Genomic DNA, 23,123 nt, shown 5'->3' with positions numbered 1-23,123 from the left:
TCAGGCCTGTTTCGCTGAAGCCGACCGAACAGCGGAGAGGATCACAAAATGGCAAAAGTCGCGTTCCTTGGCCTTGGTGTCATGGGCTATCCCATGGCCGGACATCTGCAAGCCGCAGGCCATGACGTCACCGTTTACAACCGTACGACTACCAAGGCCGAGGCCTGGGTCGCGCAGCATGGCGGCGCGATGGCGACCACTCCGGAAGACGCCGTCACGGGTGCTGAGTTTGTCATGGCCTGCGTCGGTAATGACGACGACCTTCGCGCGGTTTGCACCGGCGAGGGCGGCGCGTTTCAGGGCATGTCCGACGGGGCCATTTTTGTCGACCACACGACAGTTTCGGCAAAGGTCACGCGCGAACTTTATGCGGCTGGCCAATCTGAGGGTATCGCTTTTGTGGATGCCCCCGTTTCGGGCGGTCAGGCGGGCGCTGAAAACGGCGTTCTCTCAATTATGTGTGGCGGCGATCAGGCAGCTTATGATGCGGCTGAACCGGTGATGAACGTCTATTCCAAAATCTGCCGTCGACTCGGAGCCAGCGGCGCGGGCCAGATGACCAAGATGTGCAACCAGATCGCGATTGCCGGACTGGTTCAGGGTCTCAGTGAAGCATTGCACTTTGCCGAAAAAGCGGGCTTGGACGGAAAGGCCGTTGTTGAGGTGATCAGCCAGGGTGCGGCGGGCAGCTGGCAGATGGCAAACCGGTATGAAACCATGCTGGATGATCAGTTCGAACATGGCTTTGCTGTTGACTGGATGCGCAAGGATCTGGGGATTTGTCTGGATACGGCCAATGAAACCGGTGCGTCTCTGCCGGTGACCGCTCTGGTCGATCAGTTCTACAAGGACGTGCAGAAACTGGGCGGCGGACGATGGGATACGTCATCGCTGTTCAAACGTTTGCGTGCCTTGGATTGAGGGGCCAGGGGGCTGTCTGCCCCCTCTTGTCCCTTTGGGCCAATTCACCCCCGAGGATATTTCCGGCCAGATGAAGAGGATCCCGGATGAGCGGGACGGAGAAAGAAATGAGCGATTTGGTGAACTTCTGGGCAGACGCGCTGCGCCAACACTGGGGGCTGGACGCACGGTTGACCCGGCTGGATGGCGAGTATGACCTAAACTTTCTGGCGCAGGCCAGAAATGGCCAGGACTATGTGCTGAAAGTCATGCGCGCGGGGTGTGACGCGGGCCTGGTAGATCTTCAAATCGAAGCGCTTGCGCATATCGCCTCGGAAGCACCGGGGTTGCCGTTTCCCAAGGTGTTCCCGGCGTTGAACGGCGCAATGTTGCCGGAAATTTCCGATTCCGAAGGGAAATCGCGGCTGGTGTGGTTGCAGGAACGCCTGCCCGGGCGCTGCTATGCACAAGCGAACCCGAAATCCGAAGAGCTGATCCTGAAATTGGGTCGTGTTGTGGGCGCAACAGATCGCGCGCTGGAGGGGTTTCAGCATGAAGCTTTGCACCGCCCAGATTTCAAATGGGACCTGACGCAAGCGAGTTGGATCAATGACAAGCTGGGCGCCATCAGCGATCCCGCGCGTCGGGCGTTGCTTCGGGATATCTGCAACGAATTCACGGCGATCACGGATAGGCTTGAGGGCCTGCCGAAACAGGCCATTCACAACGACGCCAATGATTATAACGTTCTGGTTGAAGGCGAATTGGGCGAGCGGAGGCGGGTTTCCGGCCTGATTGATCTGGGTGACATGTGTGCAGCACCGCGCGTCTGTGACCTTGCGATCGCCGGGGCCTATGTGGTGCTAGATCATGCCAGACCCGAGCGGGCATTAACTGCTCTCATACGGGGGTACCATGCCGCAAACCGACTGCAAGCCGAGGAGATCGACCTGATCTGGCCTCTGCTGCGGATGCGACTGGCAGTATCTGTCCTCAACTCGACCCTGATGGCGGTCGAAAACCCGGACGATCCATATGTGACAATCTCGCAGGCACCTGCGTGGTGGTTTCTTGAGAATGCATCCGTCAACGGCGGACTGATGTCTGCGCGTCTTCGGGCAGCGTGCGGGCTGCCGGTCGTGGACGGCGCAGAACGCATCCATGCGTATCTGCAAGAACATCGCGGCCGGTTTTCCCAACTGTTCGGTCAGGACCTAAGCGATGTTCCTATGGGGTCGTTGTCGGTTGAAAATTGTGTGTGGCCCCAGAACCCTTTCCACATGCCATTGGCCGAGGCCGCACATGTTGGTGAAGAATACGGCGAAGGGCTGTGGCTGGGCTATTACAACGAACCCCGCCTGATCTATGCCGAGCCGGGATTTCGCAAAGGGCCTTGGAAAGCCTCGGATCGGCGAACAGTGCATCTGGCGGTAGATGTGTTTGCACCTGCCGGGACAGTGCTGCATGCGCCAATGAGCGGGCGGGTCGAAGTGGTCGAGAACCGAGATCAGCACCTCGATTACGGTGCGGTGATAATCCTGCACCATGGAACGCCGGATGGCGATCCGTTCTACACGCTCTATGGTCATCTGGACCCGGAATGCTGTGACCGGTTGAAACCCGGCGATCCGGTGGCACAGGGGGCGGCGTTCGCCCGGTTGGGCGACGCCAGCCAGAATGGCGGATGGGCACCGCATGTGCATTTCCAGCTGGCGCTGACAACCAATGGCATGGAGGCGGATTGGCCCGGTGTCGGCGATCCGGATGAGATGGAGTTGTGGCACGCAGTCTGCCCGAACCCGGCGGCCTTACTGAACCTGCCGGATGACAAGGTTTTCTACCAACCCACCGACAAACAGGCGATCCTGCAGGGTCGCCGCGATCACTTTGGCGGCAACCTGTCGCTGACTTATGATGACCCTGTCATGCTCGTACGCGGGTGGAAACATCACCTGTTTGACGAATGGGGCCGCCCCTATCTGGACGCCTATAACAACGTCCCTCATGTGGGTCATGCGCATCCCCGCATTCAAGCTGTAGCGGCGGATCAGTTGAAGCGGATGAACTCGAATACCCGCTACCTGCATCCGGCACAGACAACTTTTGCTGACAAGATCCTGTCCAAACTGCCCGATCACTTCGAGGTCTGCTTCTTCGTCAATTCCGGAACTGAAGCGAACGAACTGGCCCTGCGGCTTGCCCGTGCCCATACCGGCGCCAAGGGGATCGTGACGCCAGACCATGGCTATCACGGCAATACGAATGCGGCTGTGGCGATATCGGCCTACAAGTTCAACAAACCCGGTGGCATCGGGAAAGCCGACTGGGTCGAACTGGTCGAGGTTGCGGACGACTATCGCGGTTCGTTCAAGCGTGACGATGCGGATCGGGCGCAGAAGTTTGCCGATCTTGTGGACCCGGCCATTGCTGCCTTGCAGGACCGGGGTCAGGGTCTGGCCGGGTTCATCGCTGAAACTTTCCCGTCTGTCGGTGGACAGATCATTCCGCCCAAGGGTTACCTGCCTGCGGTTTATGAAAAAATCCGTGCCGCCGGGGGTGTCTGCATTGCAGATGAGGTGCAAACGGGTCTGGGTCGCCTGGGTGAATATTACTTTGGCTTTGAACATCAGGGCGCGCTTCCTGATATCGTGGTGATGGGTAAGCCAATTGGTAACGGGCACCCTCTGGGTGTGCTGGTCACGACGCGGGCGATTGCCGACAGCTTCAATAACGGGATTGAATTCTTCTCGACCTTTGGCGGATCGACGCTGTCTTGCCGGATCGGCAAGGAAGTATTGGATATCGTCGATGACGAGGGCCTGCAGGACAATGCACGTCAGATGGGTGACCGCCTGATGACCGGGCTGCGCCAGATCGAAAGCGACTTTGGTTGTGTTGGCGATGTACGGGGCATGGGGCTGTTTCTGGGTGTTGAGCTGATCAATCCCGACGGAACCGAAGGAACTGAGATTTGCAGCTATGTCAAAAACCGGATGCGCGATCATCGAATTCTGATCGGCAGTGAGGGACCAAGGGACAACATCCTGAAAATCCGCCCACCGCTGACGATTGAGGCCGAGGATGTGGACATGATCCTGTGGGCGCTAAGGGACGTGCTGTCCGAGGTCGGTGACTTCTCTCCTGCTCCGGTTTGCGATCACGACCATCACCATGCGGGATGCGGGTGCTGCTGAAGGATTGACCCCGGCGCTTTGCCGGGGTTTGACCGTCCTGCAAGCACAGTCAATGCAAAACGGCAGTGCGGGTATCGCGGCCTGTCGTCGGAATCGCATTTCCCGTTGTCATACGCCGGAGCGTCAGGCCCAGTTCCTCCGACAGGGATGCCAGAGCAGGCGCAAAATCCGGACGCACGATCAGCGACGCTATCATCATCGCGTCTTCGCGTGCCCCTTCGGATGCGGCGGCAACCATCTGGGCAAAACAACTCTCATCTGCGCCCAGACATGCACACCCCAGACCGTGCCTGATTAACGGACGTCGACAATGCGTAGCACAAAGCGAACACAGGCGATCCAGTGTCAGCATGGCGGCACGCCCATAATCTGATCCCAGCGCTATGCGAAAATCGCTCGCGACATCAGCGCGACCCCTTTCGCCCTGACTCCACATCCGCAGATACATCACCGCACCCGCTTCGACTGGATCAAGGTCCGCCAGACGGCCGACCGCGGCACCTCCGCGCATTGAATGCGCGCTCATTTCGTCAGGATCAGTTTACCTGCACGGGTGATGCGCAGGGTATACAATTGGTCGCCCAACTCGATATGTGCCAGGTGGCCACCCTTGGTCAAATCCTCGGCCTTGTGCGCAGGCAGCATCGAGACAGCATAACCTTGGGTTGGGGTCGGGTTCTGTGCATTCATCGGGGGCATCTCCAGAGCGAGTCGGCATGGTGCCATACCTGTTGCGTTTCGTTTGATCTGGCTGACCCGAGAGGGTTGGCTTTCCGTTTCTGACATTAAATCTGATTGTTTTAGTAAGGTAAGTCAAGCGCTGTTTCAAATCAGGTGTCATTGAGCCGATTGCGCCCCTGAAAACGACGGGTTAAGACTTGGGACAAGTATTGAAAGGCAAGCAAAACGTGACCGCAGCAGTTGTTTTTGATCTGGATGGAACGTTGGTCGACAGCGTCGGGGACCTGGCAGCAGCGGCCAATAAAACGCTGAATGGCGTCGGTCACGATCCTATACCCGTTGATGTGATCAGAGGGTTTGTTGGCAATGGCCTTCCCAAACTGGTCGAGCGCCTGATGCGACACTGTGATTTGCCCATGGATCGCCACGCGGAACTCACACAACAGACACTGAAGCATTATAATGCGGCCGTCAGTGCAACGACCGTGCCTTATCCCGGAGTTCCCGAAGCCCTGGAAAAACTGAAACAGATGGGGTGCGTTCTTGGTATCTGCACCAACAAACCCGAAGCACCCGCACGTCACGTGCTGGAGGCGCTCAACCTATCCCGGTTCTTCGACGTTGTTTTCGGCGGTGATACATTGCCAATTCGCAAACCGGATCCGGGCCACCTGCTGGAAAGCTTCAAAGCACTTGGGACCTCGGGCACACGCTTGTATGTCGGCGACAGCGAAGTCGACGCAGAAACAGCTGTAAACGCCAGGATACCGTTTCTGTTGTTCACGGAAGGGTACCGCAAAACCCCGGTGGCCAGTATACCGCACACCGTTGCGTACAGTGCGTCCGAAACACTGCCGACACTCGTGACCAAATTGATCCAGAACTAAGTACGTTCACACGATGTCAGTCATCAAACGAATGGCTTGGGCTTTCGCGAACCCCTAAAAGTTAAGAGGGGCCGGTCGAGGGGGTGTGACCAGCCCCTCATCGGGGAAAGTAAATACCGTGTTTGTGTGTGGTAAGTACGGTAAGTCATGTGTACCCCCGATCGGCAGCCAGCGAAATTGGGGGATTCCCGTAGTTCGGCGAAAATAACTGTAAAACTGGAAAAAACAGCAATTCAGGCCACCCAATTTACCTGTGAAAATTTGCCTATAAGATGGCTTGACGGTTCGAACATTCAGTTCGCAAGCTGAATGCGGGTGAAAGGTAACCCATGGAAAAACAGGCCAGAAATCAGAGAGCGGCGCATCTGCAAGTCCTGCAGGGCATTCTGCCTTTTGACTGTGCGCGCCTTCCGGCGGAAATGCTGGCTGGTCTGAGTTTTGCCTGTCTCGCGATCCCCGAAGTCATGGGTTACACCAAAATCGCCGGCACACCGGTCATGTCCGGGCTGTATACAATCCTGATTCCAATGGCTCTGTTTGCGCTGTTCGGCTCTTCCCGACACCTTGTTGTCGGTGCCGATTCGGCGACAGCAGCCATCACCGCCTCGGGGCTGGCGGGCTTGGCGGTGTCCGGAACCTCCGAGTATCTGGCACTTGCGTCCTTGCTGGCACTTATGGCTGCCATGCTTCTGATAGGTGCGCGTGTCATAGGACTGGGGTTTCTGGCCGATTTCCTGTCCAGAACGGTATTGGTCGGCTTTCTGACCGGCGTAGGCATTCAGGTTGCGACAGGTCAAATCCCCGGATTGTTGGGCATCGAATCCGCTGGGCACGGAACACTTGCGAGATTGAAGGACGTTTATTTCAACATATCCAACGTCAAGTGGCCAACCGTGATCGTCTCATCAGCCGTGCTGGGCATTGTCCTAGGATGCACAAGACTTTCGCGCAAAATCCCGGGGCCATTGGTTGCCATAGTCGGGGTGGTCCTGTGCAGTTGGGCCTTTTCATTCGGCACTTCCGGAATCTCGGTGTTGGGAGAGGTTGCCGGCGGTTTGCCCTCCTTCTCGATCCCGGACGTGCAGTGGAGCTGGACCTTGTTCAAACAACTGCTTCCCACGGCCCTGTCCATCTTCGTTGTCATTCTGGCACAAAGCGCCGCCACATCGCGGGCATACGCCTCAAGATATGATGAGACATTCAACGAAAACACGGACCTGATCGGACTGGGTCTTGCGAATTTCGGAGCCGCATTCACGGGGACATTCGTGGTCAATGGCAGCCCCACAAAGACCGAGATGGTCGCCAGCGCCGGAGGGCGCAGCCAGGTAGCGCAACTGACAACAGTGGTAATAGTTCTGTTGGTTATCCTGTTTCTGACCAAGCCTTTAGCATATCTTCCCACAGCAGCACTGTCGGCCATCGTTTTCCTGATCGGTCTCAAGCTGATCGACCTGCACGGAATGGCAACAATTTACAGGCAGGCCCGGTCCGAGTTCTGGGTTGCCACGGCAACTGCCACCGTGGTCGTTCTGGTTGGGGTCGAGCAAGGCGTCATTTTTGCCATGGTCCTGTCTCTGGTCGACCACACGCGCAGGGGATATCACCCAAAGAATTCGGTAGTATTGCGCACCGAGTCCGGTGGCTGGCGCTCAAAGGGATTGGAAGCGCCAAACCAGTTCGAGCCCGGTCTGGTAATCTACCGGTTTTCCCACGGTATGTACTACGCGAACATGCAGATTTTCACCGAGGAAGTGACAACAATCGTTCAGAACGCAGACGGCAAACTGACATGGTTCTGCATCGACGCCTCGGCAATTGACGTTGTCGATTTCACAGCCGGATTCACTTTGTGCAGTATCGCCAATTTCCTGCGATCCAAGGGGATACGGCTGGTTTTCACGCTGGTCGAGCCAGATGTGAAAGCCGAGCTGGATCGCTACGGCATCACAGAACTGATTGGTGAAACTGCGTTTTATGAAAACGGCAAAGCCCTGCTGGATGCCTATCACACGCGCCCAAATCCCATGTGACCGTTAATCACCTGCAGCTTCACGCCCTGGACATCTTCCCGTTCCCCGGATTGAAAGAGTTGGCCGGATCGCGGCATTTGTAATGCGCAGCCAAATCGGGTTTGGCTTTGTACATGTGCCCCACATATTTTTCGGCAGAATTTTCCGCACCGCACTCGTCAAACAGGGCCAGCATTCCCGCCTTCAGCGCGCTCGGTCGCGTGCCCCTATCGGGTAGTCCGGTTTGTTTGTTAGTGCATCGTGGGCCTCTGGTCTATCGGGACGATGCTTTCGGGCGCAGGCGGGCAGGAGCCCAACGCGCTGTGCGGCCTGACGGTGTTGTAGTGGATACGAGATTGCTCGATCAGAGTTTGCGCCTCCTTTAGGCTTTAGAAGATTTCGCCGTTGAGCAGCTCGTCCCGGAACCGGGCGTTGAAGCTTTCGCAATGACTGTTCTCCTAGGGTGATCCCGGTTCGATGTAAGCCGTCTTCGCCCCGACAGCTGCAATCCACTCCCGCACCTTCTGGGCGATAAATTCCGGCCCATTGTCGGATCTTATGAATGCCGGCGGGCCGCGGAGGATGAACAGGTCAGTCAATGCATTCAGCACATCTGTTGAGTTGAGCTTACGATCGACGCGGATCATCAGCGCCTCGCTGGTGTATTCGTCAATGATGTTCAGCGTCCGATACACGCCCACGCCAGTCAGAACCCATACCACTGGATAGCCAGCCAACAACTCCGAAGGGGTCCAACACAACCAGTTTGCCCGCAAAAAGGTTCGGTTTCCCTTGCGGTTCTTTCGAAAACCCTGCGTCAGATATCTTGACCGGGCGGTTCCAAAAGACCGCCGGGTTCTAACAATGCCCGCTCTGACAGCCATGGGTTAAGTTCTAGCGCCTCGGCAAGGGCAGAGCGCGCGTCGTCAAGGCGCTTCAGACCCAACAATGACAAGGCGCGACCGCTCAGCGCACCTATGTGGTTCGGCGACAACTCGATAGTGACATTCAGATCCTGCAAGGCAGCAGCGAAGTCTTGTCTGAGATAGTTCACAAATGCGCGCTGATTGTAGCCTTCGGCGTAGTTCGGGCAGTAATCGACAAGCTGGTCAAGCTCTTCCAACGCGCCCAGTAAATCCCAAGCCTCCCGCCGTGCCATTCCCCGGTCCAGCAAGCCTTGCGCACGCGCATCCGGCGCGTCCGTCCAAAGCTCCCACATCTGGTTGGAAATGGCGCGCGCATCATTTTGCGATTCTGCCTTCTGAACCTGATTGATTAGCGCATCCACACCTTCTGAATGATCCGGAGCATCAGGGCAGGACTGGGCGTGCGCCGCACAAGACAAGGCAACAACAGAAAGAGCAGAGAGGAAAGCGTGTGTCATGTACCAAGGATGGCTCGTAATCCTGATCCGTCAAGCCTGATGCTCGAACCCACCCAAACTGCCGGCTTCCTTAACCGCCTCCATCGCCACAAAGGTCGAGGTGCTGGCGACATGCGGCATGGATGAAATCTTTTCGGCCAGAACACGACGATACTCTGACATCGTGGCTGTGCGGACCTTCAACAAATAGTCGAAATTCGAAGCAATCATATGGGCTTGCTCGACCTCGGCAGTTTTTCGGACAGCCGCATTGAACTCGGCCAGTGCCTTTTCGCGGGTATCGGTCAGGCGCACTTCGACAAAGGCAACGTGGTCCAGCCCCAGTCTGATCGGATCCAGCATCGCCCGGTATCCTTTGATCACCCCGCTTGCTTCAAGCCGTTTCAGGCGCGCCTGTGTCGGTGATTTCGACAGACCAATTTCGCGCGCAAGATCGGCGACCGAAATGCGCCCATCCTCGGCCAGAATTCTCAGAATCGACCGGTCAAACCGGTCCAGGTCAGGAAAGTTCATTTGTGCTGCTCTCTGGCGAAATTTCAGGTGTTCCGCCTTCAATTATCGTAAACTCAGGCGATTGTCCTGAGTTTTCGCAGGTATATTGGCACAAAGACCGGAGGACTCATGTCTCATACCCTGCGTACATTAATCGACACCTCAACCTATGCTGACCAGTCGGCGATCCTTGAAACCCTGATCTCTCAGGCCAGCCTGAGCGCCACAGACCGCGCCGCCATCAGCGCCGCCGCCGCGCAGCTTGTGCGCGACATCCGCTCCAGCACGTCTCCGGGGTTGATGGAGGTGTTTTTGGCCGAATACGGCCTGTCCACCGACGAAGGCGTCGCCCTGATGTGCCTGGCCGAAGCGCTGTTGCGCGTGCCGGATGCCGACACGATTGACGCGTTGATTGAAGACAAAATTGCCCCTTCGGACTGGGGCAAGCATCTTGGGCACTCGTCTTCATCCTTGGTGAACGCCTCAACTTGGGCGCTGATGCTGACGGGCAAGGTTCTGGACGAAGGCAAGGCCTCGCCTGTTGGCGCCCTGCGCGGGGCCATCAAGCGATTGGGTGAACCCGTGATCCGTACCGCCGTGTCGCGGGCGATGAAGGAAATGGGGCGGCAATTCGTGTTAGGTGAATCCATCAACGCCGCGATGGAGCGTGCGCGCGGGATGGAAAACAAGGGATATACCTACTCCTACGACATGCTGGGAGAGGCCGCGCGAACCGAGGCGGACGCCGCGCGATATCACCTGTCGTATTCACGCGCCATCTCGGTCATCGCCGAAGCCTGCACCCATGAGGATATCCGCGCCAACCCGGGAATTTCAGTCAAGTTGTCAGCCCTGCATCCCCGTTATGAATTGGCGCAGGAAAAGCGCGTGATGGATGAACTGGTTCCCCGACTGCGGGCGCTGGCCCTTTTGGCCAAGGCCGCTGGTATGGGGCTAAACGTCGACGCCGAAGAGGCGGATCGCCTGTCTTTGTCACTGCAGGTGATTGAGGCGGTGATGTCCGATCCGGCGCTGGCCGGCTGGGATGGGTTCGGCATCGTGGTTCAGGCTTATGGGCCACGCGCGTCGCTGGTTCTGGACACGCTCTATGACATGGCGGAACGCCACGATCGCAAGCTGATGGTCCGTCTGGTCAAAGGCGCCTATTGGGATACCGAGATCAAACGCGCGCAGGTCGAAGGTGTGGACGGCTTTCCCGTCTTCACCCACAAGGCGGTCACCGATGTGTCCTATATCGCCAATGCGCGCAAATTGCTGGGCATGACAGACCGGATCTATCCGCAATTCGCCACCCACAACGCCCATACAGTCAGCGCCATCCTGCACATGGCCGAAGGTCAGCCTTTTGAATTTCAGCGCCTGCATGGCATGGGCGAGACATTGCATCAGCTTGTGATGAACAGGCAGAAGACCCGCTGCCGCATTTATGCACCGGTTGGCGCACATCGTGACCTGCTGGCCTACCTTGTGCGGCGTCTGCTGGAAAACGGAGCGAACTCATCCTTCGTCAACCAGATTGTCGACGATAACGTCCCGCCGGAAGTGGTTGCCGCAGATCCGTTTGTTACTGTTCAAACGCCTCCGCCCCCGCTGCCCACCGGCCCCGAACTGTTCCAGCCGGATCGCCCCAATTCCAAGGGCTTCGATCTGCACCACACCCCGACGCTGGACAAGGTTGACGCAGCGCGGGACCAGTTCCGCGCGTATCACTGGTATGCACAACCCTTGCTGGCTGACGCTGCCAAACCCCAAGCGGATGAGCAGGTAATCAACCCGGCGAATCCTGCCGACAAGCCCGGCGCGGTGGCTCCGGCGAGTGAAGCAGATGTGGAACTGGCGCTGGCTTCGGCAAAGCCATGGCAGGCCCCGGCAGTCGAACGTGCCCGTATCCTGAACTCTGCCGCCGATCTTTATGAAACACATTACGGCGAGTTGTTCGCCCTGCTGACGCGTGAGGCTGGCAAGTCGCTGCCCGACGCGGTGGCGGAACTGCGTGAGGCGGTGGATTTCCTACGTTACTACGCCGCCAACATTCCTGATGCCGAGCCCGCTGGCATATTTACCTGCATCAGCCCGTGGAACTTCCCGCTGGCGATTTTTTCCGGGCAGATTTCGGCTGCTTTGGCGACCGGGAACGCCGTTTTGGCCAAGCCTGCGCCGCAGACACCCCTGATCGCGCACCGCGCCATTCAATTGCTGCATGAGGCTGGTGTGCCGCGCGACGCGCTGCAATTGCTGCCGGGTGGTCCGGCCGTGGGCGCGGCGCTGACATCGGATGCGCGCGTCTCGGGCGTGGCCTTCACCGGTTCAACGGCAACCGCTCTCAGGATACGGTCGGCAATGGCTGGGTCCATGCGCCCCGGCACCCCGCTGATCGCGGAAACCGGCGGCCTGAACGCCATGATCGTTGACAGCACTGCACTTCCGGAACAGGCCGTGCAATCGATCATTGAAAGTGCCTTTCAATCCGCAGGCCAGCGGTGTTCGGCACTGCGATGCCTGTACCTGCAACAGGATATCGCAGATGACGTGCTGACCATGCTCAAAGGGGCAATGGATGCCCTGCGCATCGGGGACCCCTGGCTGATCTCTACCGATTGCGGCCCGGTGATCGACGCGCAGGCCCAGCAGGTCATCGCCGATCACGTCGCTACGGCACGGGCCGAAGGGCGCGTTCTGAAAGAGCTGCCGCTGCCGCCCGAAGGCATCTTTGTTGCCCCAACGTTGATCGAAATCTCGGGCATTGCCGCGCTGAAGCGTGAGATTTTTGGCCCCGTGTTGCACGTGGTAAGATTCAAAGCGCAGGAGATCGACAAGGTCATCGCGGATATCAACGCAACCGGATACGGGCTGACCTTTGGCCTGCAAACCCGGATCGACGACCGGGTGCAGCATGTGACCGAAGCTATCCATGCCGGAAACATCTATGTAAACCGCAATCAGATCGGTGCCATCGTTGGCTCCCAACCTTTTGGCGGTGAAGGGCTGTCAGGCACCGGTCCGAAGGCGGGCGGCCCGAATTACATGGCCCGGTTCTGTGCACCGGATCGGCAAACCACGACAGAAACCTGGGAGCATTTGGGAGACCTACCTGCTCCTCAGGGCCAGCCTGCCCCAATCCGGACCCGTTCTCTGCCCGGCCCAACCGGAGAATCGAACCGGCTGAGCGAATATCCCCGCCCGCCTCTTCTGTGCATGGGGCCGGGGGAAACGGCAGCGCGCGCGCAGGCTGACGCCGTACTGGCGCTGGGTGGCACGGCCATTCAGGCAACCGGAATGCTTGACCTTCACCGGTTGGAGAACCTGACCGGTATCTCGGGTGTCCTTTGGTGGGGCGACGCTGAAACCGCGCAGCAGATCGAACAGCACCTGGCCCGCCGGAACGGTCCCATTGTGCCCCTGATTCCGGGCAGACCCGACCGCGCGCGTGTGCTGGGTGAACGCCATGTGTGTGTCGATACGACCGCAGCCGGTGGAAACGCTGCGTTGTTGGGAGGTGCGGCATAAGCTTGCCTTGACGCTGGGCGCGCAAAAGCCCAGCGTCACCTCATGTTTCCGATCCGCGACCATAACCCCTCAGGGCGCACGCCTTATGTTGTCTACGCCTTATTGGCGGCCAACATCCTGATCTTCCTCAGCTATGTGGGGATCATGAATGATGCGCCACTTATCAACCGGCTGTTCTTCGACTATGCCATCATCCCGGCGCGGGTCAGTGATGGGGTTGGTCTGGAAACCCTTGTGACATCCATGTTCCTGCATGGGGGATGGATGCATCTGGCCGGGAACATGCTGTTCTTATGGATATTCGGCGACAATCTGGAAGATGAAATGGGCCATCTGCCCTTTTTGCTGTTCTATCTGGTCGCAGGTATCGGCGCAGGTCTGATCCATGTGGTTACAGGGCCGGACTCTCAGGTGCCTACCGTCGGCGCCTCGGGCGCGATTGCAGGTGTCATGGGTGGATACCTGCTGCTGTTTCCCAAGGCGCGTGTGGATATTCTGCTGATCCTGGTTGTCTATTTCAGGGTCTTTACCATCCCCGCTTTCATCATGCTGGGCGTATGGCTGGCGATTCAGTTCTTTGGCAGCGTCACCAGCAACCCGGACGAAGGCGGTATCGCCTATTGGGCCCATACCGGCGGGTTTGCCGTGGGCCTGCTCCTATGCGTGCCATTGTGGCTGCGGCGCGGTGGCGTGCAGTTTTGGAACCGCACGCACGGGCACCCGCCCCACCCAGAGGCAACGTACAAGCTGTCGCAGTCACGTATTCCGCGCGTTCCGCGTCGATAAAGCTGGGCTAAGGGACGATCAGCCCCGGATGACTTTGGCGAATTGATCAAATATCGGTTCATTCGAACAGATCACTTCACCATCTTCCAGCACATTGCCTTCGGGGTTCAGGGCCTGTACGAAGCCGCCTGCCTCTTTCACGATGATGATACCGGCGGCAACATCCCACGCGTTCAGGCGGCGTTCCCAGAAACCTTCGTACCGACCCGCGGCCACATATGCCATGTCGAGCGCCGCAGCCCCCCAACGGCGCACGCCGGCGCAGGCGGGCATCAGACGCGCCAGATCCTGCAGGGTTGCAGGCAGGTCAGAACGACCCCCAAAGGGCAGGCCGGTTGCAAAGATCGATTCAATCATGCGGTGACGCCCCGACACACGAATTCGGGTGTCGTTCATCCACGCACCTTCGCCTTTTTCAGCAAAGAACATCTCATCCTTGGCAGCATCATAGATCACGCCAGCAACGATCTTGCCCTTATGTTCCAGTGCAATCGAAATTGCCCAATGCGGCAGGCCATGTAGAAAATTGGTGGTGCCGTCCAGCGGATCGACGATCCAGCGGCGGGTCGGGTCTTCTCCGTCGATGGAACCGCCCTCTTCGGCCAGCCAGCCATAGGTCGGGCGTGCGCCCAGCAATTCGTCCTTCAGGATGGCCTCGGCCGCGATGTCGGCCTTGGAGACAAAGTCGCCCGCGCCTTTCATCGACACCTGCAGATTCTCGACTTCACGAAAGTCCTTGACCAAAGAACGCCCCGCCTTGCGCGCGGCCTTGATCATGATGTTGAGATTTGCACTGCCAACCATTGTAAAAGGGCTCCTGTCCGGTCAAACCGCGCGTATACTGCCGCAAGGCTTCCTTGCCAAGAGGAATGATACGCATAACAGACCCGCAGAAAACGCCTCTACCGGGATTGCAGCTTGCGCGCCTCTTCGCGGGCCAGTTTCACCAGTTCCTGCACGTAGGGTTTATCCAGATCATCTGATCGGACCGCTGCATAAAGGCGACGCGTGATCCCCTCTTTAGTCAGGGGCCGGGTCACATAGTCCGAGTTGTATTTGACCTCGCGCACGACCCAATCCGGCAGAACCGAGATGCCTCGGTTTGATGCCACCAGAAGCAGGATGACAGCTGTCAGTTCCACCTGCCTGATCGAGGCAGGTTCGACCCGTGCAGGGATCAACAATTGGCTGAACACGTCCAGACGTGTGCGCTCCACCGGGTAGGTGATCAGAGTCTGGCCTCGGAAATCCTCAGCCTCGATATAGGCTTTTTCCGCCAGTGGATGGGCTGATGCAGCGACAAAGACGGGGTTGTAGTCAAACAGTTCCACAAACTCGACACCCGGCAGATCTTCGGGATCGGATGAGACCACCAGATCAACCTCTTCCTTCTGCAAGGCTGGAAGGGCGTCGAAGGCCAGACCGGGTCGAATATCTACATCCACGTCGCCCCAGGATTTCCTGAAGGATTCGAGAACCGGAAACAGCCATTCGAAACACGCGTGACATTCGATGGCGATATGCATCCGTCCGGTACGCCCGTCCCGCAGCGATGAAAACTCATTCTGTGCCGCCTCGACCTGCGGCAGGATCTGCTCGGCCAACCGCAGCAGACGCAAACCGGCGGCTGACAGCTTCATCGGCTTTGAACGTCGCAGAAAAAGCTCGACCCCGGCCTGATCCTCCAACCCTTTGACCTGATGACTCAATGCGGATTGGGTGATGTTCAATTGGTCGGCAGCGCGTGCCAACCCACCACATTCATGGATCGCCTTGATGGTTCGCAGGTGCCGGAATTCAATGTGCATCTCAAGTATCGTTCATGTTGTTGTTGAATAATATGAGTTTGTCTCACAATGCCTGTCATGGCACAAGATAGTCAGTTGATCCAGTGAGGCAGCCATGTCCAAACCCGAAATTTCATTCGAGTTCTTTCCGCCCAAAACTCTGGAGGCTTCTTTCCGCCTTTGGGATACGGTCCAGACATTGGCACCGCTGGAGCCTCGTTTTGTTTCCGTCACCTACGGTGCAGGCGGTACGACCCGGGAACTGACGCGCGACGCGGTCGCAACCCTGCATAAATCGTCTGGCCTGAACGTCGCCGCGCATCTGACCTGTGTCGACGCTTCGCGGCAGGAAACGCTGGAAATCGCCGACACATTCGCACGTGCGGGCGTGCAGGACATCGTGGCCCTGCGGGGCGACCCGCCGAAAGGGCACGACCGGTTCGTACCGCACCCAGAAGGCTTTAACAGTTCGATTGAGTTGATTGAGGCGCTGGCTGAAACCGAAATGTTCAGCATCCGTGTCGGGGCCTATCCTGACAAACACCCTGAAGCTGCGGACATGTCAGCAGACGTGGACTGGCTGAAGGCCAAACTTGACGCGGGCGCTGACGAAGCCCTGACGCAGTTCTTTTTCGAGGCCGAAACCTTCTTCCGTTTCCGTGACGCCTGCGCCAAGGCGGGCATCGACAAACCGATCGTTCCGGGCATTCTGCCTATAGAAAACTGGGCAGGCGCGCGCAAGTTCGCCAAAAGCTGCGACACGCATATTCCCGATTGGGTCGAACAAGCCTTTGAAAAGGCCGTGCGCGACGGGCGTGAGGATCTGCTGGCAACTGCGATCTGCACCGAGTTGTGCTCAGACCTGATCGAAGGTGGCGTGGACAAGCTGCATTTCTATACCCTGAACCGTCCCGAACTGACGCGCGATGTGTGCTTTGCCCTTGGGATTACACCACAAGTCGATCTGCAAAACGTCGCCTGACATCTGAAAAATCCAATGATTCGCCCGAGTTACGAACATGCCCGGGCGTTTTCCTTTTCTTATGCGCGACCTGTTTCACAGTCGCATCCGCGAATTCACGCCTTTGCGGAACAATGGAATCTTCGCATCGCGATTGTTGTCAGCTTTCCTCTCAATCAAACGTGAGATTTGACAAAACCATGCCCTCGGCAACACTAGGGGTGTGTAGTTTTTAATGAGTGTTTTGAGTATGGAACCTGTCGATAAGGTCAGGGCACGCATGGATGCCCTGGCAGATCTGGGCCTGAACCCGTCTGCCAATTCCAGTGAAATACGAGAGGCCTGGCGTCACATCGCCTTTCACACGCATCCGGATCATAAGGAAGGCGACAGTTCCGGGTTTTCGCGCGCCAAGGCAGCCTATGATTTTCTGCGCAAAGAAGGGCTCGCGACAAAGGGCGGCGCCGCTGCTGGCCCGCCACAACCACGTCGGGCGCGGCTGAAAAAACGTATCATCGAGCTTCCGCAGGAGGATATTGCCGCCTGCGAGGCGATGCTGAATCCTGGGCAAGCGCTGTCGCATATGAACAGTCAGCCGGGTATTCAACCCAAATGCTGCAGTAGTGTTGCTGACCATGTTCCCGACGCGGTCGGATGCTATGGGCGACACCTGACTTACTTCGTCACAACACCGGTCAATCAGGGCGCAAATCGTGTGGCTTTGCCAACTACCGTTCTGACCAGTGCGCGGCACACCACAGCGGAAATCCTGAGCTTTCAGTCCAGCGACACAGGCGCCGGGGAAGTAGTCATTCCCGATACGATCCGCGAACGCAAATTCCCGGGTGCCAAAAGCGTCAGGATCCGGTTTGATGCAGATCAGGCGATACGGGATCAGTTCTGGCTTGCTGGCTGAACGAAAAGCCCGGCTGGTTAAGCCGGGCTTTGTGCATTTGCGGCCGGGTCAGTTTTTCACCGGACCTTCCGAGGTAAATTTCGGGATAACGCTGGTCGAGGCGTCAGACGGCTCGATACCCGGCCAGTTGCCTTCAGCAAGGTTGATGTTGCCCGGAATGTCTTCTTCGAAGAACCCGACAACCACATCCGTGATGTTTAGATACAGCTTGTCGTCAACGATCCGCCACAAGTTCGGGTTTGCCGGAACCTTGCCGCCGCGCGACACACCATAGGCGCAGTGGCCATCATATTGCGGGGCATAATAGGCCGGGTTTTCCAGAAATTTGTCGCGGTTTTCCTCGGACGAGAATGCCCAGGTTGCACCATTGTACTCGGCAGTGATGCTGGCATTGCCACGCACGCCTTCGTGCTGTGGCTGACCTACGGGGACCTGATCCAGGTTGCGATAGGCAACAACATCATACCCCGAGACGGCAAACCCCGTGCCGTCAATATATTGCGGTCCGGCAAATGCCGGAACGGCCAGGGCCAGGGCCGCAGCAAAGGTCAAAGCAAAGCGTTTCATGTAGTTTATCCTTTTCGTACCAGCGGTATCGGTGACGCCGTGATGGCAGGTCTGGCAAAACAATATGCGATTCCCATTCTGTTCGTAGCCCTCCTCGCGCCGCTGTGACCCCTCTCGAGCAAACGTGAGAGTTTGGTCGCGGATTATTACAAATTAAGCCGGAAAAGCTGGGTTGGACTCGGCGGATTGCAACACTACCTGTAAGACTGCACCGAACACGGCCCGGACAAAGGCATGAAAGGCAAGACATGAGCGACCAATCTTCGTATACTCCCCCAGCAGTCTGGACATGGGACAGTGAAAGTGGCGGACAGTTCGCCAACATTAACCGACCTATTGCCGGCGCAACTCATGACAAGGACCTGCCGGTTGGACGTCACCCTTTGCAGTTGTATTCCCTTGCCACGCCCAACGGTGTCAAAGTCACCGTAATGCTGGAAGAGTTGCTGGCATTGGGTCACGAAGGCGCTGAATACAACGCCTGGCTGATCAACATCAGCGATGGCGACCAGTTCGGTTCAGGGTTTGTCGAGGTCAACCCAAACTCGAAAATCCCCGCCCTTTGGGATCGCTCTGGCGACAAGCCGGTTCGGGTATTTGAAAGCGCCTCGATCCTGTTTCATCTGGCTGAGAAGTTCGGAGAGTTTCTGCCCGCGTCCGGGCCGGAACGGACCGAAGTCATGAACTGGCTATTCTGGCAAATGGGCAGCGCCCCTTATCTGGGCGGCGGGTTTGGCCATTTCTACGCCTACGCGCCTGAAAAGTGGGAATACCCGATCAACCGCTTCGCGATGGAGGCAAAACGCCAGCTGGACGTTCTGGACAGGGAACTGGCGAACAAGACCTATATCGCGGGCGAGGAATATACGATTGCCGACATGGCGATCTGGCCGTGGTACGGTCAGCTGGTTCTGGGCCGACTTTATAGCGCGGCAGAGTTCCTTGACGCGGAATCCTACAAGAACGTTGTACGCTGGGCCAAGGCGATTGACGCGCGGCCTGCGGTTCAGCGTGGCCGTATGGTCAACCGCGCCTTTGGCGAGCCGCACACGCAGCTTCAAGAGCGCCACGACGCCAGCGATTTCGAAACACGAACGCAAGACAAACTGGAAGCTGCTGCGGAATAGCAGCGTCCCATCTTAGTGCCACGCGGCGCAATATGCGCCGCGTGTTTGCGTTTTGGTGGTTACTTCAGAATTGGTGGTTTCGCGGGATTGCTGCCCGGTACCTCGCGCACCAGATCTGCAACCTGCGGTTCGGGCAGGTCAAAGCGAAGCCCCGTCTTAGCCAGCAGCGCGGCAGCGGCGTCATCTGTGGCAAAGAACCCGACATCCATCGCCCCCGCCTCGATCCCTGAAAACGTCAACGCCTCCGAAGCTGCCTTGGCCAGCGCTGGCTCGGCCCCATCAACCGCTCCGACAAACCCCAGCAAATGACCCTGAGCGCCCACTTCTGATTTCGTGGCGACCAGATAGGCCGCACTGGCAAGGCCGCCAGCAGTTGCCAGCTTTGCATCAAGGGCGGTCAACAGGCTGTCCGGCAAACCGGCGGGCGGCATGAACTCGGCAAGCTTTTCCTCGACCTCTTCCGGGCCATGCAACAACGTTTCGGCCAGCCAGCCCAAGGCCTCGGCAGGCACCAGCATGGATGATGGGGCAGTTTCCAGGTTCAGGCCCAGCCCGATCTCCCGCCCGGCCAGCATCGCCGACAACACACGCCCCGACAGCGCAACATAACGCACAGGCCTCCCCGCAAACTGCGCCAATCGTTCCTCGCGGTCGAAAGCCAACACAAAGCGCCCGTCGGCCACATCGAACACTTCGGGCGAGATGTTTTCGCCCACCGTTTCTTCGGTCAGCATCAAAAACAGCTCACTATCAGCAAGCCGTTCAAAAAACCGCAGACGGGCAGCATCGTTCTGCGGATCTGCCAGCATCGCGGCATGCGCCGTGTCCAACGCTGTGGTTTCAGTCATTCAGCACCTCTTGGACCCGCGCGCGCAGAACCGGCAGCAGTTCTGCCTCGAACCACGGGTTTTTCTTTACCCATGCCGTATTCCGCCAGGACGGATGAGGCAAGGCAAAGACCCGCGGCGCATGGTCCTGCCAGTTCCGAACGGTGTCCGTCACCGACCCCCGCGCCCCCAGATGATATTTATGCGCATGACCACCGACCAACACCGTCAACGGCACCTGCCCCAGTTCCTGCATCACCCTGTCATGCCAAGTTTTACCGCATATCGCGGGCGGAGGAAGGTCAGAACCGCGGGCATCATAGCCGGGGAAACAGAATGCCATGGGCACAATCGACACGAGGTCACGATCATAAAAAACAGGTTCATTGACCCCAAGCCATTGGCGAAGCCTGTCGCCTGACGGGTCTGTAAAGGGCCGCCCTGACTCGTGCACGCGCGCACCCGGGGCCTGCCCCGCGATCAGGATGGGTGTTCCGCGCCGAAACCAGACCACCGGGCGGGGTTCATGAGCAGTTTTGGTTTGCGCAAAGGACGCAGCGCACAGGCGGCACGCGCGGATTTCGCCATCTAGATTTACCATCTGGTTGCGTAACCTCCCAAAGCTGTTTTGCAAAGATCAGGTGTGAAACCACATAATAAAGGTGCGGAAGATTACCAGAAGTGCAGCGGAATTGCCGACAACCGATCAGTTGTTTGCGGGTTTGGCAGCAACGCATTGAACATTTGTTTCATAATTCGACATAATGTAGCCAACATGGATCGGTAAAAACCATCCTTTCTGACCGCCTGAAAGCGCGGCGACACAACGGAAACGAGCAGCAGGCCCCGAATGCTAGAGTTCGACAATGTCAGCAAGTCCTTCTGGACCGGGACGCGCCGCAAGGTGATCCTGGACAGGGTCTCGTTCCGTGTCGAACTGGGTACGTCGCTGGGCGTTCTGGCCCCGAATGGTACTGGCAAAACCACACTGATCAACATGATGGCCGGTCTGGAAAAGCCCGACGAAGGTGTGATCCGCCGCGAATGCCGGGTCTCTTTTCCCATGGGTTTTACCGGGGGTGTAACCGGCAAGTTGTCAGCGCTTGAGAACGCGCGATACATCGCCAAGATTTACGGCATGGACCCGGACTATGTTGAGGCGTATTGCAAATGGCTCTGCGGCTTGGGTGAATATTTCGAACAGCCGTTGTCCACCTATTCTTCGGGGATGCGATCACGATTCACGTTTTCTTTGATGCTGGCGCTGGATTTCGACATGTATCTTGTCGATGAAGGGATGCCAGCATCTACCGATGTTGAATTCAACGAAAAGGCAGGGGCGATCCTGAAGGAAAGGTTGCGCACTACGACTTTGGTGATCGTGTCGCACAGCCCGACTGTATTGGAGAAATTCGCTCAGCAAGCCGCCGTTCTGCTGGACGGGCAATTGTACATGTTTGACTCCTTGGAAGAGGCAAAGCAGCTATATGACTACGAAACCCAAGGTTAGAAAGTACAACTGGCGCAACAATCGTCAGGTGGAAGATTCGGCCGAGGCGCGTGCGGATGCAATCTCTCGCATACGGGGCGCGACGCAAGGCCAGGCACCAGCGGCCGAGGCTCAGCCAGGCACGCAAATTGACGACATCAAGCGCGAAGGCCTGACAGGCCGCCAGTTGCGCATCGCGCGAAAACTGGCGCAGAAACACGGACTGGCAGCAACATCGGACTATGATGCGGTGCGCTTGCTGCGCAAGAAAGGCATTGATCCGTTTCAGCGCACGAACCTTCTTGATCTTGCCGCGGCAAAGCCCTCGGCACAGGGCGACAGTTCGAAGGTCAAAGACAAGATCAGCATTCAGTTGCCGCAATCCATTGGCGCAAGCACACCGAACCTTCCGGGACCCGAGCTCAGCCCGGCTGAGCGGCGCAACCTTGAAATCGGTCAGATTCAGAAGGACATCGCGCGTCGACGCAGGCGTAAGCTGTTTGGCCTTTTCGCACGTTTGGCCGCTTTTGTGTTCCTGCCGACCTTTGTTGTGGGGTTCTATTTCTATCGCATCGCCACCCCGATGTATGCCAGCGATTCCGAGTTTCTGATCCTGCAAGCCGATGGCGGGCCAGGCTCTATCGGCGGGCTGCTTGCCGGGACGCAATTCGCCACCACGCAGGATTCCATCTCGGTTCAGTCTTTCCTGGAGTCGAAAGAGGCTTTGTTGCTGCTGGATCGGGACGCAGGGTTTTCCGATGTCTTCAGGCAGGAAAAGATTGATCCGATTCAAAGGCTGTCGCCCGACGCCACGCTGGAAGACGCATACAAGCTGTTCAAACGCATGATCACCATCGGGTATGACCCAACCGAAGGGGTCATTCGGATGGAGGTTGTAGCACCGGACGCACAGACCTCGACCGAGTTCTCGGAGCGTTTGATCTCTTACGCCGAAGATCGGGTGAATGCCCTGTCCGGCAAGAAGCGCGAAGACCAGATGCGCGATGCATTGGAAAGCTTTGAAGCGGCGCAGGAGGCGCGGCGGCAGGCGCAGGAGGAATTGATCGAGCTTCAGCTTCAAGGGGCGGTGCTGGACCCCGAGAATGTCATTGCCAGCCTGCGCGCCCGCATCAACGAGATCGAGATATTGGTGCAGGACAAAGAGCTTGAACTTGCCGCCCTGCAGGACAACCTGCGCCCGAACAAAGCCAAGGTTGACGGTGTCAAGGCTGACATTGCCCGGCTTGAAAAGGTGCTGGAACAACTGAATGCCGAGATGCAGGATGCTTCCGATGGCGAAAATTCGCTGGCGCGGTTGAGCGTGCGCATCCAGATCGCTCAGGCGGATCTGGCGGCGCGGGACATGATGCTGCAAACGGCAATGCAGCAAATGGAATCGACCCGATCCGAAGCCAATCGGCAGGTGCGTTATCTGACCGTCTCGGTGAACCCGATCCCCAGTCAGGAACCCAGCTATCCGCGCAAGTTCGAAAATACGATTTTGGCATTCCTGTTGTTTGCTGGTATCTACCTCATGATCTCGCTTACCGCGTCGGTCCTTCGTGAACAGGTATCCTCATAAGAC

19 protein-coding genes and 3 pseudogenes are annotated in these 23,123 nt (G+C 57.8%); 11 read left to right on the top strand and 11 right to left on the bottom strand.

The window, feature by feature from the left end; translation table 11 throughout:
* Window positions 1-42: 42 nt before the first annotated feature.
* Both AC2FLZ_RS08845 and AC2FLZ_RS08840 read left to right on the top strand, forming a co-directional pair.
* A pseudogene (locus AC2FLZ_RS08845) lies at window positions 43-921 on the top strand (NAD(P)-dependent oxidoreductase); the annotation flags it as partial.
* 107 nt (window positions 922-1,028) lie between these two features.
* Entirely contained in the window at window positions 1,029-4,094 is a 3,066-nt protein-coding gene (locus tag AC2FLZ_RS08840; RefSeq protein WP_496882086.1) for an aminotransferase class III-fold pyridoxal phosphate-dependent enzyme, read from the top strand.
* Between the two features lie 49 nt (window positions 4,095-4,143).
* Here AC2FLZ_RS08840 and AC2FLZ_RS08835 read toward each other — a convergent pair whose 3' ends face one another.
* Window positions 4,144-4,605, bottom strand: coding sequence for a hypothetical protein (locus tag AC2FLZ_RS08835; RefSeq protein ID WP_496882085.1), 462 nt, complete (start codon window positions 4,603-4,605; stop codon window positions 4,144-4,146).
* Window positions 4,606-4,616: 11 nt separating this feature from the next.
* A complete protein-coding gene (gene hemP, locus AC2FLZ_RS08830) occupies window positions 4,617-4,784 on the bottom strand; it encodes a hemin uptake protein HemP (RefSeq protein WP_480554139.1) in 168 nt (55 codons plus the stop codon).
* A gap of 218 nt (window positions 4,785-5,002) precedes the next feature.
* Between hemP and gph the strand changes: the two genes are divergently transcribed.
* Complete coding sequence (gene gph, locus AC2FLZ_RS08825) at window positions 5,003-5,662, top strand: phosphoglycolate phosphatase (RefSeq protein WP_480553963.1); 660 nt, start codon at window positions 5,003-5,005, stop codon at window positions 5,660-5,662.
* 329 nt (window positions 5,663-5,991) lie between these two features.
* Window positions 5,992-7,695 carry a SulP family inorganic anion transporter gene (locus AC2FLZ_RS08820; RefSeq protein ID WP_480553962.1) on the top strand — a complete coding sequence of 568 codons (1,704 nt, stop codon included), beginning with the start codon at window positions 5,992-5,994 and terminating at the stop codon, window positions 7,693-7,695.
* Between the two features lie 19 nt (window positions 7,696-7,714).
* Here AC2FLZ_RS08820 and AC2FLZ_RS08815 read toward each other — a convergent pair.
* From AC2FLZ_RS08815 to AC2FLZ_RS08800, 4 genes and pseudogenes are all read right to left on the bottom strand, one after another.
* Window positions 7,715-7,891: pseudogene (locus AC2FLZ_RS08815) on the bottom strand (D-lactate dehydrogenase); the annotation flags it as partial.
* Window positions 7,892-7,925: 34 nt separating this feature from the next.
* Window positions 7,926-8,372, bottom strand: a pseudogene (locus AC2FLZ_RS08810) (integrase core domain-containing protein); the annotation flags it as partial.
* Window positions 8,373-8,491: 119 nt separating this feature from the next.
* A complete protein-coding gene (locus AC2FLZ_RS08805) occupies window positions 8,492-9,058 on the bottom strand; it encodes a tetratricopeptide repeat protein (protein ID WP_496715266.1) in 567 nt (188 codons plus the stop codon).
* Between the two features lie 30 nt (window positions 9,059-9,088).
* Window positions 9,089-9,571 (bottom strand): Lrp/AsnC family transcriptional regulator, encoded by a 483-nt coding sequence (locus tag AC2FLZ_RS08800; RefSeq protein ID WP_480475581.1) that lies wholly within the window; start codon window positions 9,569-9,571, stop codon window positions 9,089-9,091.
* A gap of 108 nt (window positions 9,572-9,679) precedes the next feature.
* Here AC2FLZ_RS08800 and putA point away from each other — a divergent pair, with 108 nt between their 5' ends.
* The gene (gene putA, locus AC2FLZ_RS08795) at window positions 9,680-13,078 is read left to right on the top strand and encodes a bifunctional proline dehydrogenase/L-glutamate gamma-semialdehyde dehydrogenase PutA (protein WP_496715268.1); all 3,399 of its coding nucleotides are present in this window, start codon (window positions 9,680-9,682) and stop codon (window positions 13,076-13,078) included.
* 42 nt (window positions 13,079-13,120) lie between these two features.
* Complete coding sequence (locus AC2FLZ_RS08790) at window positions 13,121-13,864, top strand: rhomboid family intramembrane serine protease (protein WP_480493652.1); 744 nt, start codon at window positions 13,121-13,123, stop codon at window positions 13,862-13,864.
* Between the two features lie 18 nt (window positions 13,865-13,882).
* Here AC2FLZ_RS08790 and AC2FLZ_RS08785 read toward each other — a convergent pair whose 3' ends face one another.
* Window positions 13,883-14,668, bottom strand: a complete 786-nt coding sequence (locus tag AC2FLZ_RS08785) for an inositol monophosphatase family protein (RefSeq protein WP_480625220.1) — start codon at window positions 14,666-14,668, stop codon at window positions 13,883-13,885.
* Window positions 14,669-14,766: 98 nt separating this feature from the next.
* Complete coding sequence (locus AC2FLZ_RS08780; protein ID WP_480553958.1) at window positions 14,767-15,672, bottom strand: LysR family transcriptional regulator; 906 nt, start codon at window positions 15,670-15,672, stop codon at window positions 14,767-14,769.
* Window positions 15,673-15,766: 94 nt separating this feature from the next.
* Between AC2FLZ_RS08780 and metF the strand changes: the two genes are divergently transcribed.
* Window positions 15,767-16,633 carry a methylenetetrahydrofolate reductase [NAD(P)H] gene (metF, locus tag AC2FLZ_RS08775; RefSeq protein WP_480553957.1) on the top strand — a complete coding sequence of 289 codons (867 nt, stop codon included), beginning with the start codon at window positions 15,767-15,769 and terminating at the stop codon, window positions 16,631-16,633.
* Window positions 16,634-16,847: 214 nt separating this feature from the next.
* Window positions 16,848-17,528 (top strand): DnaJ domain-containing protein, encoded by a 681-nt coding sequence (locus tag AC2FLZ_RS08770; RefSeq protein ID WP_496882084.1) that lies wholly within the window; start codon window positions 16,848-16,850, stop codon window positions 17,526-17,528.
* A gap of 48 nt (window positions 17,529-17,576) precedes the next feature.
* Here AC2FLZ_RS08770 and AC2FLZ_RS08765 read toward each other — a convergent pair whose 3' ends face one another.
* Window positions 17,577-18,095: a YHS domain-containing (seleno)protein gene (locus tag AC2FLZ_RS08765; RefSeq protein ID WP_480553955.1), complete on the bottom strand. Its 519-nt coding sequence runs from the start codon at window positions 18,093-18,095 to the stop codon at window positions 17,577-17,579.
* 248 nt (window positions 18,096-18,343) lie between these two features.
* Here AC2FLZ_RS08765 and yghU point away from each other — a divergent pair, with 248 nt between their 5' ends.
* Window positions 18,344-19,222, top strand: coding sequence for a glutathione-dependent disulfide-bond oxidoreductase (gene yghU, locus AC2FLZ_RS08760; RefSeq protein ID WP_496809333.1), 879 nt, complete (start codon window positions 18,344-18,346; stop codon window positions 19,220-19,222).
* Between the two features lie 59 nt (window positions 19,223-19,281).
* Here yghU and AC2FLZ_RS08755 read toward each other — a convergent pair whose 3' ends face one another.
* Window positions 19,282-20,070, bottom strand: coding sequence for an SseB family protein (locus AC2FLZ_RS08755; RefSeq protein WP_496882083.1), 789 nt, complete (start codon window positions 20,068-20,070; stop codon window positions 19,282-19,284).
* Window positions 20,063-20,650 carry a uracil-DNA glycosylase family protein gene (locus AC2FLZ_RS08750; protein ID WP_496715279.1) on the bottom strand — a complete coding sequence of 196 codons (588 nt, stop codon included), beginning with the start codon at window positions 20,648-20,650 and terminating at the stop codon, window positions 20,063-20,065. Before AC2FLZ_RS08750 ends, AC2FLZ_RS08755 begins: the two co-directional genes overlap by 8 nt.
* Window positions 20,651-20,899: 249 nt before the next feature.
* On the opposite strand from AC2FLZ_RS08750, the gene AC2FLZ_RS08745 reads away from it, so the two are divergent.
* Entirely contained in the window at window positions 20,900-21,559 is a 660-nt protein-coding gene (locus AC2FLZ_RS08745; protein ID WP_209504732.1) for an ABC transporter ATP-binding protein, read from the top strand.
* Window positions 21,537-23,120 carry a capsule biosynthesis protein gene (locus AC2FLZ_RS08740; protein WP_480475559.1) on the top strand — a complete coding sequence of 528 codons (1,584 nt, stop codon included), beginning with the start codon at window positions 21,537-21,539 and terminating at the stop codon, window positions 23,118-23,120. The genes AC2FLZ_RS08745 and AC2FLZ_RS08740 overlap by 23 nt, the downstream gene beginning before the upstream one ends.
* Window positions 23,121-23,123 lie beyond the last annotated feature (3 nt).

It is taken from the genome of Ruegeria sp. YKSF131 (assembly GCF_059612645.1).
Note: the sequence above shows the minus strand (reverse complement) of the source record. Positions and strands in the feature narration are given on the sequence as shown.

Bases quoted from the DNA above. Each gene is read 5' to 3' on its own strand.
- hemP (WP_480554139.1), bottom strand. From the start codon at position 4,784: ATGAATGCACAGAACCCGACCCCAACCCAAGGTTATGCTGTCTCGATG.
- AC2FLZ_RS08765 (WP_480553955.1), bottom strand. From the start codon at position 18,095: ATGAAACGCTTTGCTTTGACCTTTGCTGCGGCCCTGGCCCTGGCCGTT.
- AC2FLZ_RS08770 (WP_496882084.1), top strand. From the start codon at position 16,848: ATGAGTGTTTTGAGTATGGAACCTGTCGATAAGGTCAGGGCACGCATG.
- putA (WP_496715268.1), top strand. From the start codon at position 9,680: ATGTCTCATACCCTGCGTACATTAATCGACACCTCAACCTATGCTGAC.
- AC2FLZ_RS08785 (WP_480625220.1), bottom strand. From the start codon at position 14,668: ATGGTTGGCAGTGCAAATCTCAACATCATGATCAAGGCCGCGCGCAAG.
- AC2FLZ_RS08740 (WP_480475559.1), top strand. From the start codon at position 21,537: ATGACTACGAAACCCAAGGTTAGAAAGTACAACTGGCGCAACAATCGT.
- AC2FLZ_RS08800 (WP_480475581.1), bottom strand. From the start codon at position 9,571: ATGAACTTTCCTGACCTGGACCGGTTTGACCGGTCGATTCTGAGAATT.
- AC2FLZ_RS08790 (WP_480493652.1), top strand. From the start codon at position 13,121: ATGTTTCCGATCCGCGACCATAACCCCTCAGGGCGCACGCCTTATGTT.
- AC2FLZ_RS08805 (WP_496715266.1), bottom strand. From the start codon at position 9,058: ATGACACACGCTTTCCTCTCTGCTCTTTCTGTTGTTGCCTTGTCTTGT.
- AC2FLZ_RS08835 (WP_496882085.1), bottom strand. From the start codon at position 4,605: ATGCGCGGAGGTGCCGCGGTCGGCCGTCTGGCGGACCTTGATCCAGTC.
- AC2FLZ_RS08750 (WP_496715279.1), bottom strand. From the start codon at position 20,650: ATGGTAAATCTAGATGGCGAAATCCGCGCGTGCCGCCTGTGCGCTGCG.
- AC2FLZ_RS08745 (WP_209504732.1), top strand. From the start codon at position 20,900: ATGCTAGAGTTCGACAATGTCAGCAAGTCCTTCTGGACCGGGACGCGC.
- AC2FLZ_RS08780 (WP_480553958.1), bottom strand. From the start codon at position 15,672: ATGCACATTGAATTCCGGCACCTGCGAACCATCAAGGCGATCCATGAA.
- yghU (WP_496809333.1), top strand. From the start codon at position 18,344: ATGAGCGACCAATCTTCGTATACTCCCCCAGCAGTCTGGACATGGGAC.
- AC2FLZ_RS08820 (WP_480553962.1), top strand. From the start codon at position 5,992: ATGGAAAAACAGGCCAGAAATCAGAGAGCGGCGCATCTGCAAGTCCTG.
- AC2FLZ_RS08755 (WP_496882083.1), bottom strand. From the start codon at position 20,070: ATGACTGAAACCACAGCGTTGGACACGGCGCATGCCGCGATGCTGGCA.
- metF (WP_480553957.1), top strand. From the start codon at position 15,767: ATGTCCAAACCCGAAATTTCATTCGAGTTCTTTCCGCCCAAAACTCTG.
- AC2FLZ_RS08840 (WP_496882086.1), top strand. From the start codon at position 1,029: ATGAGCGATTTGGTGAACTTCTGGGCAGACGCGCTGCGCCAACACTGG.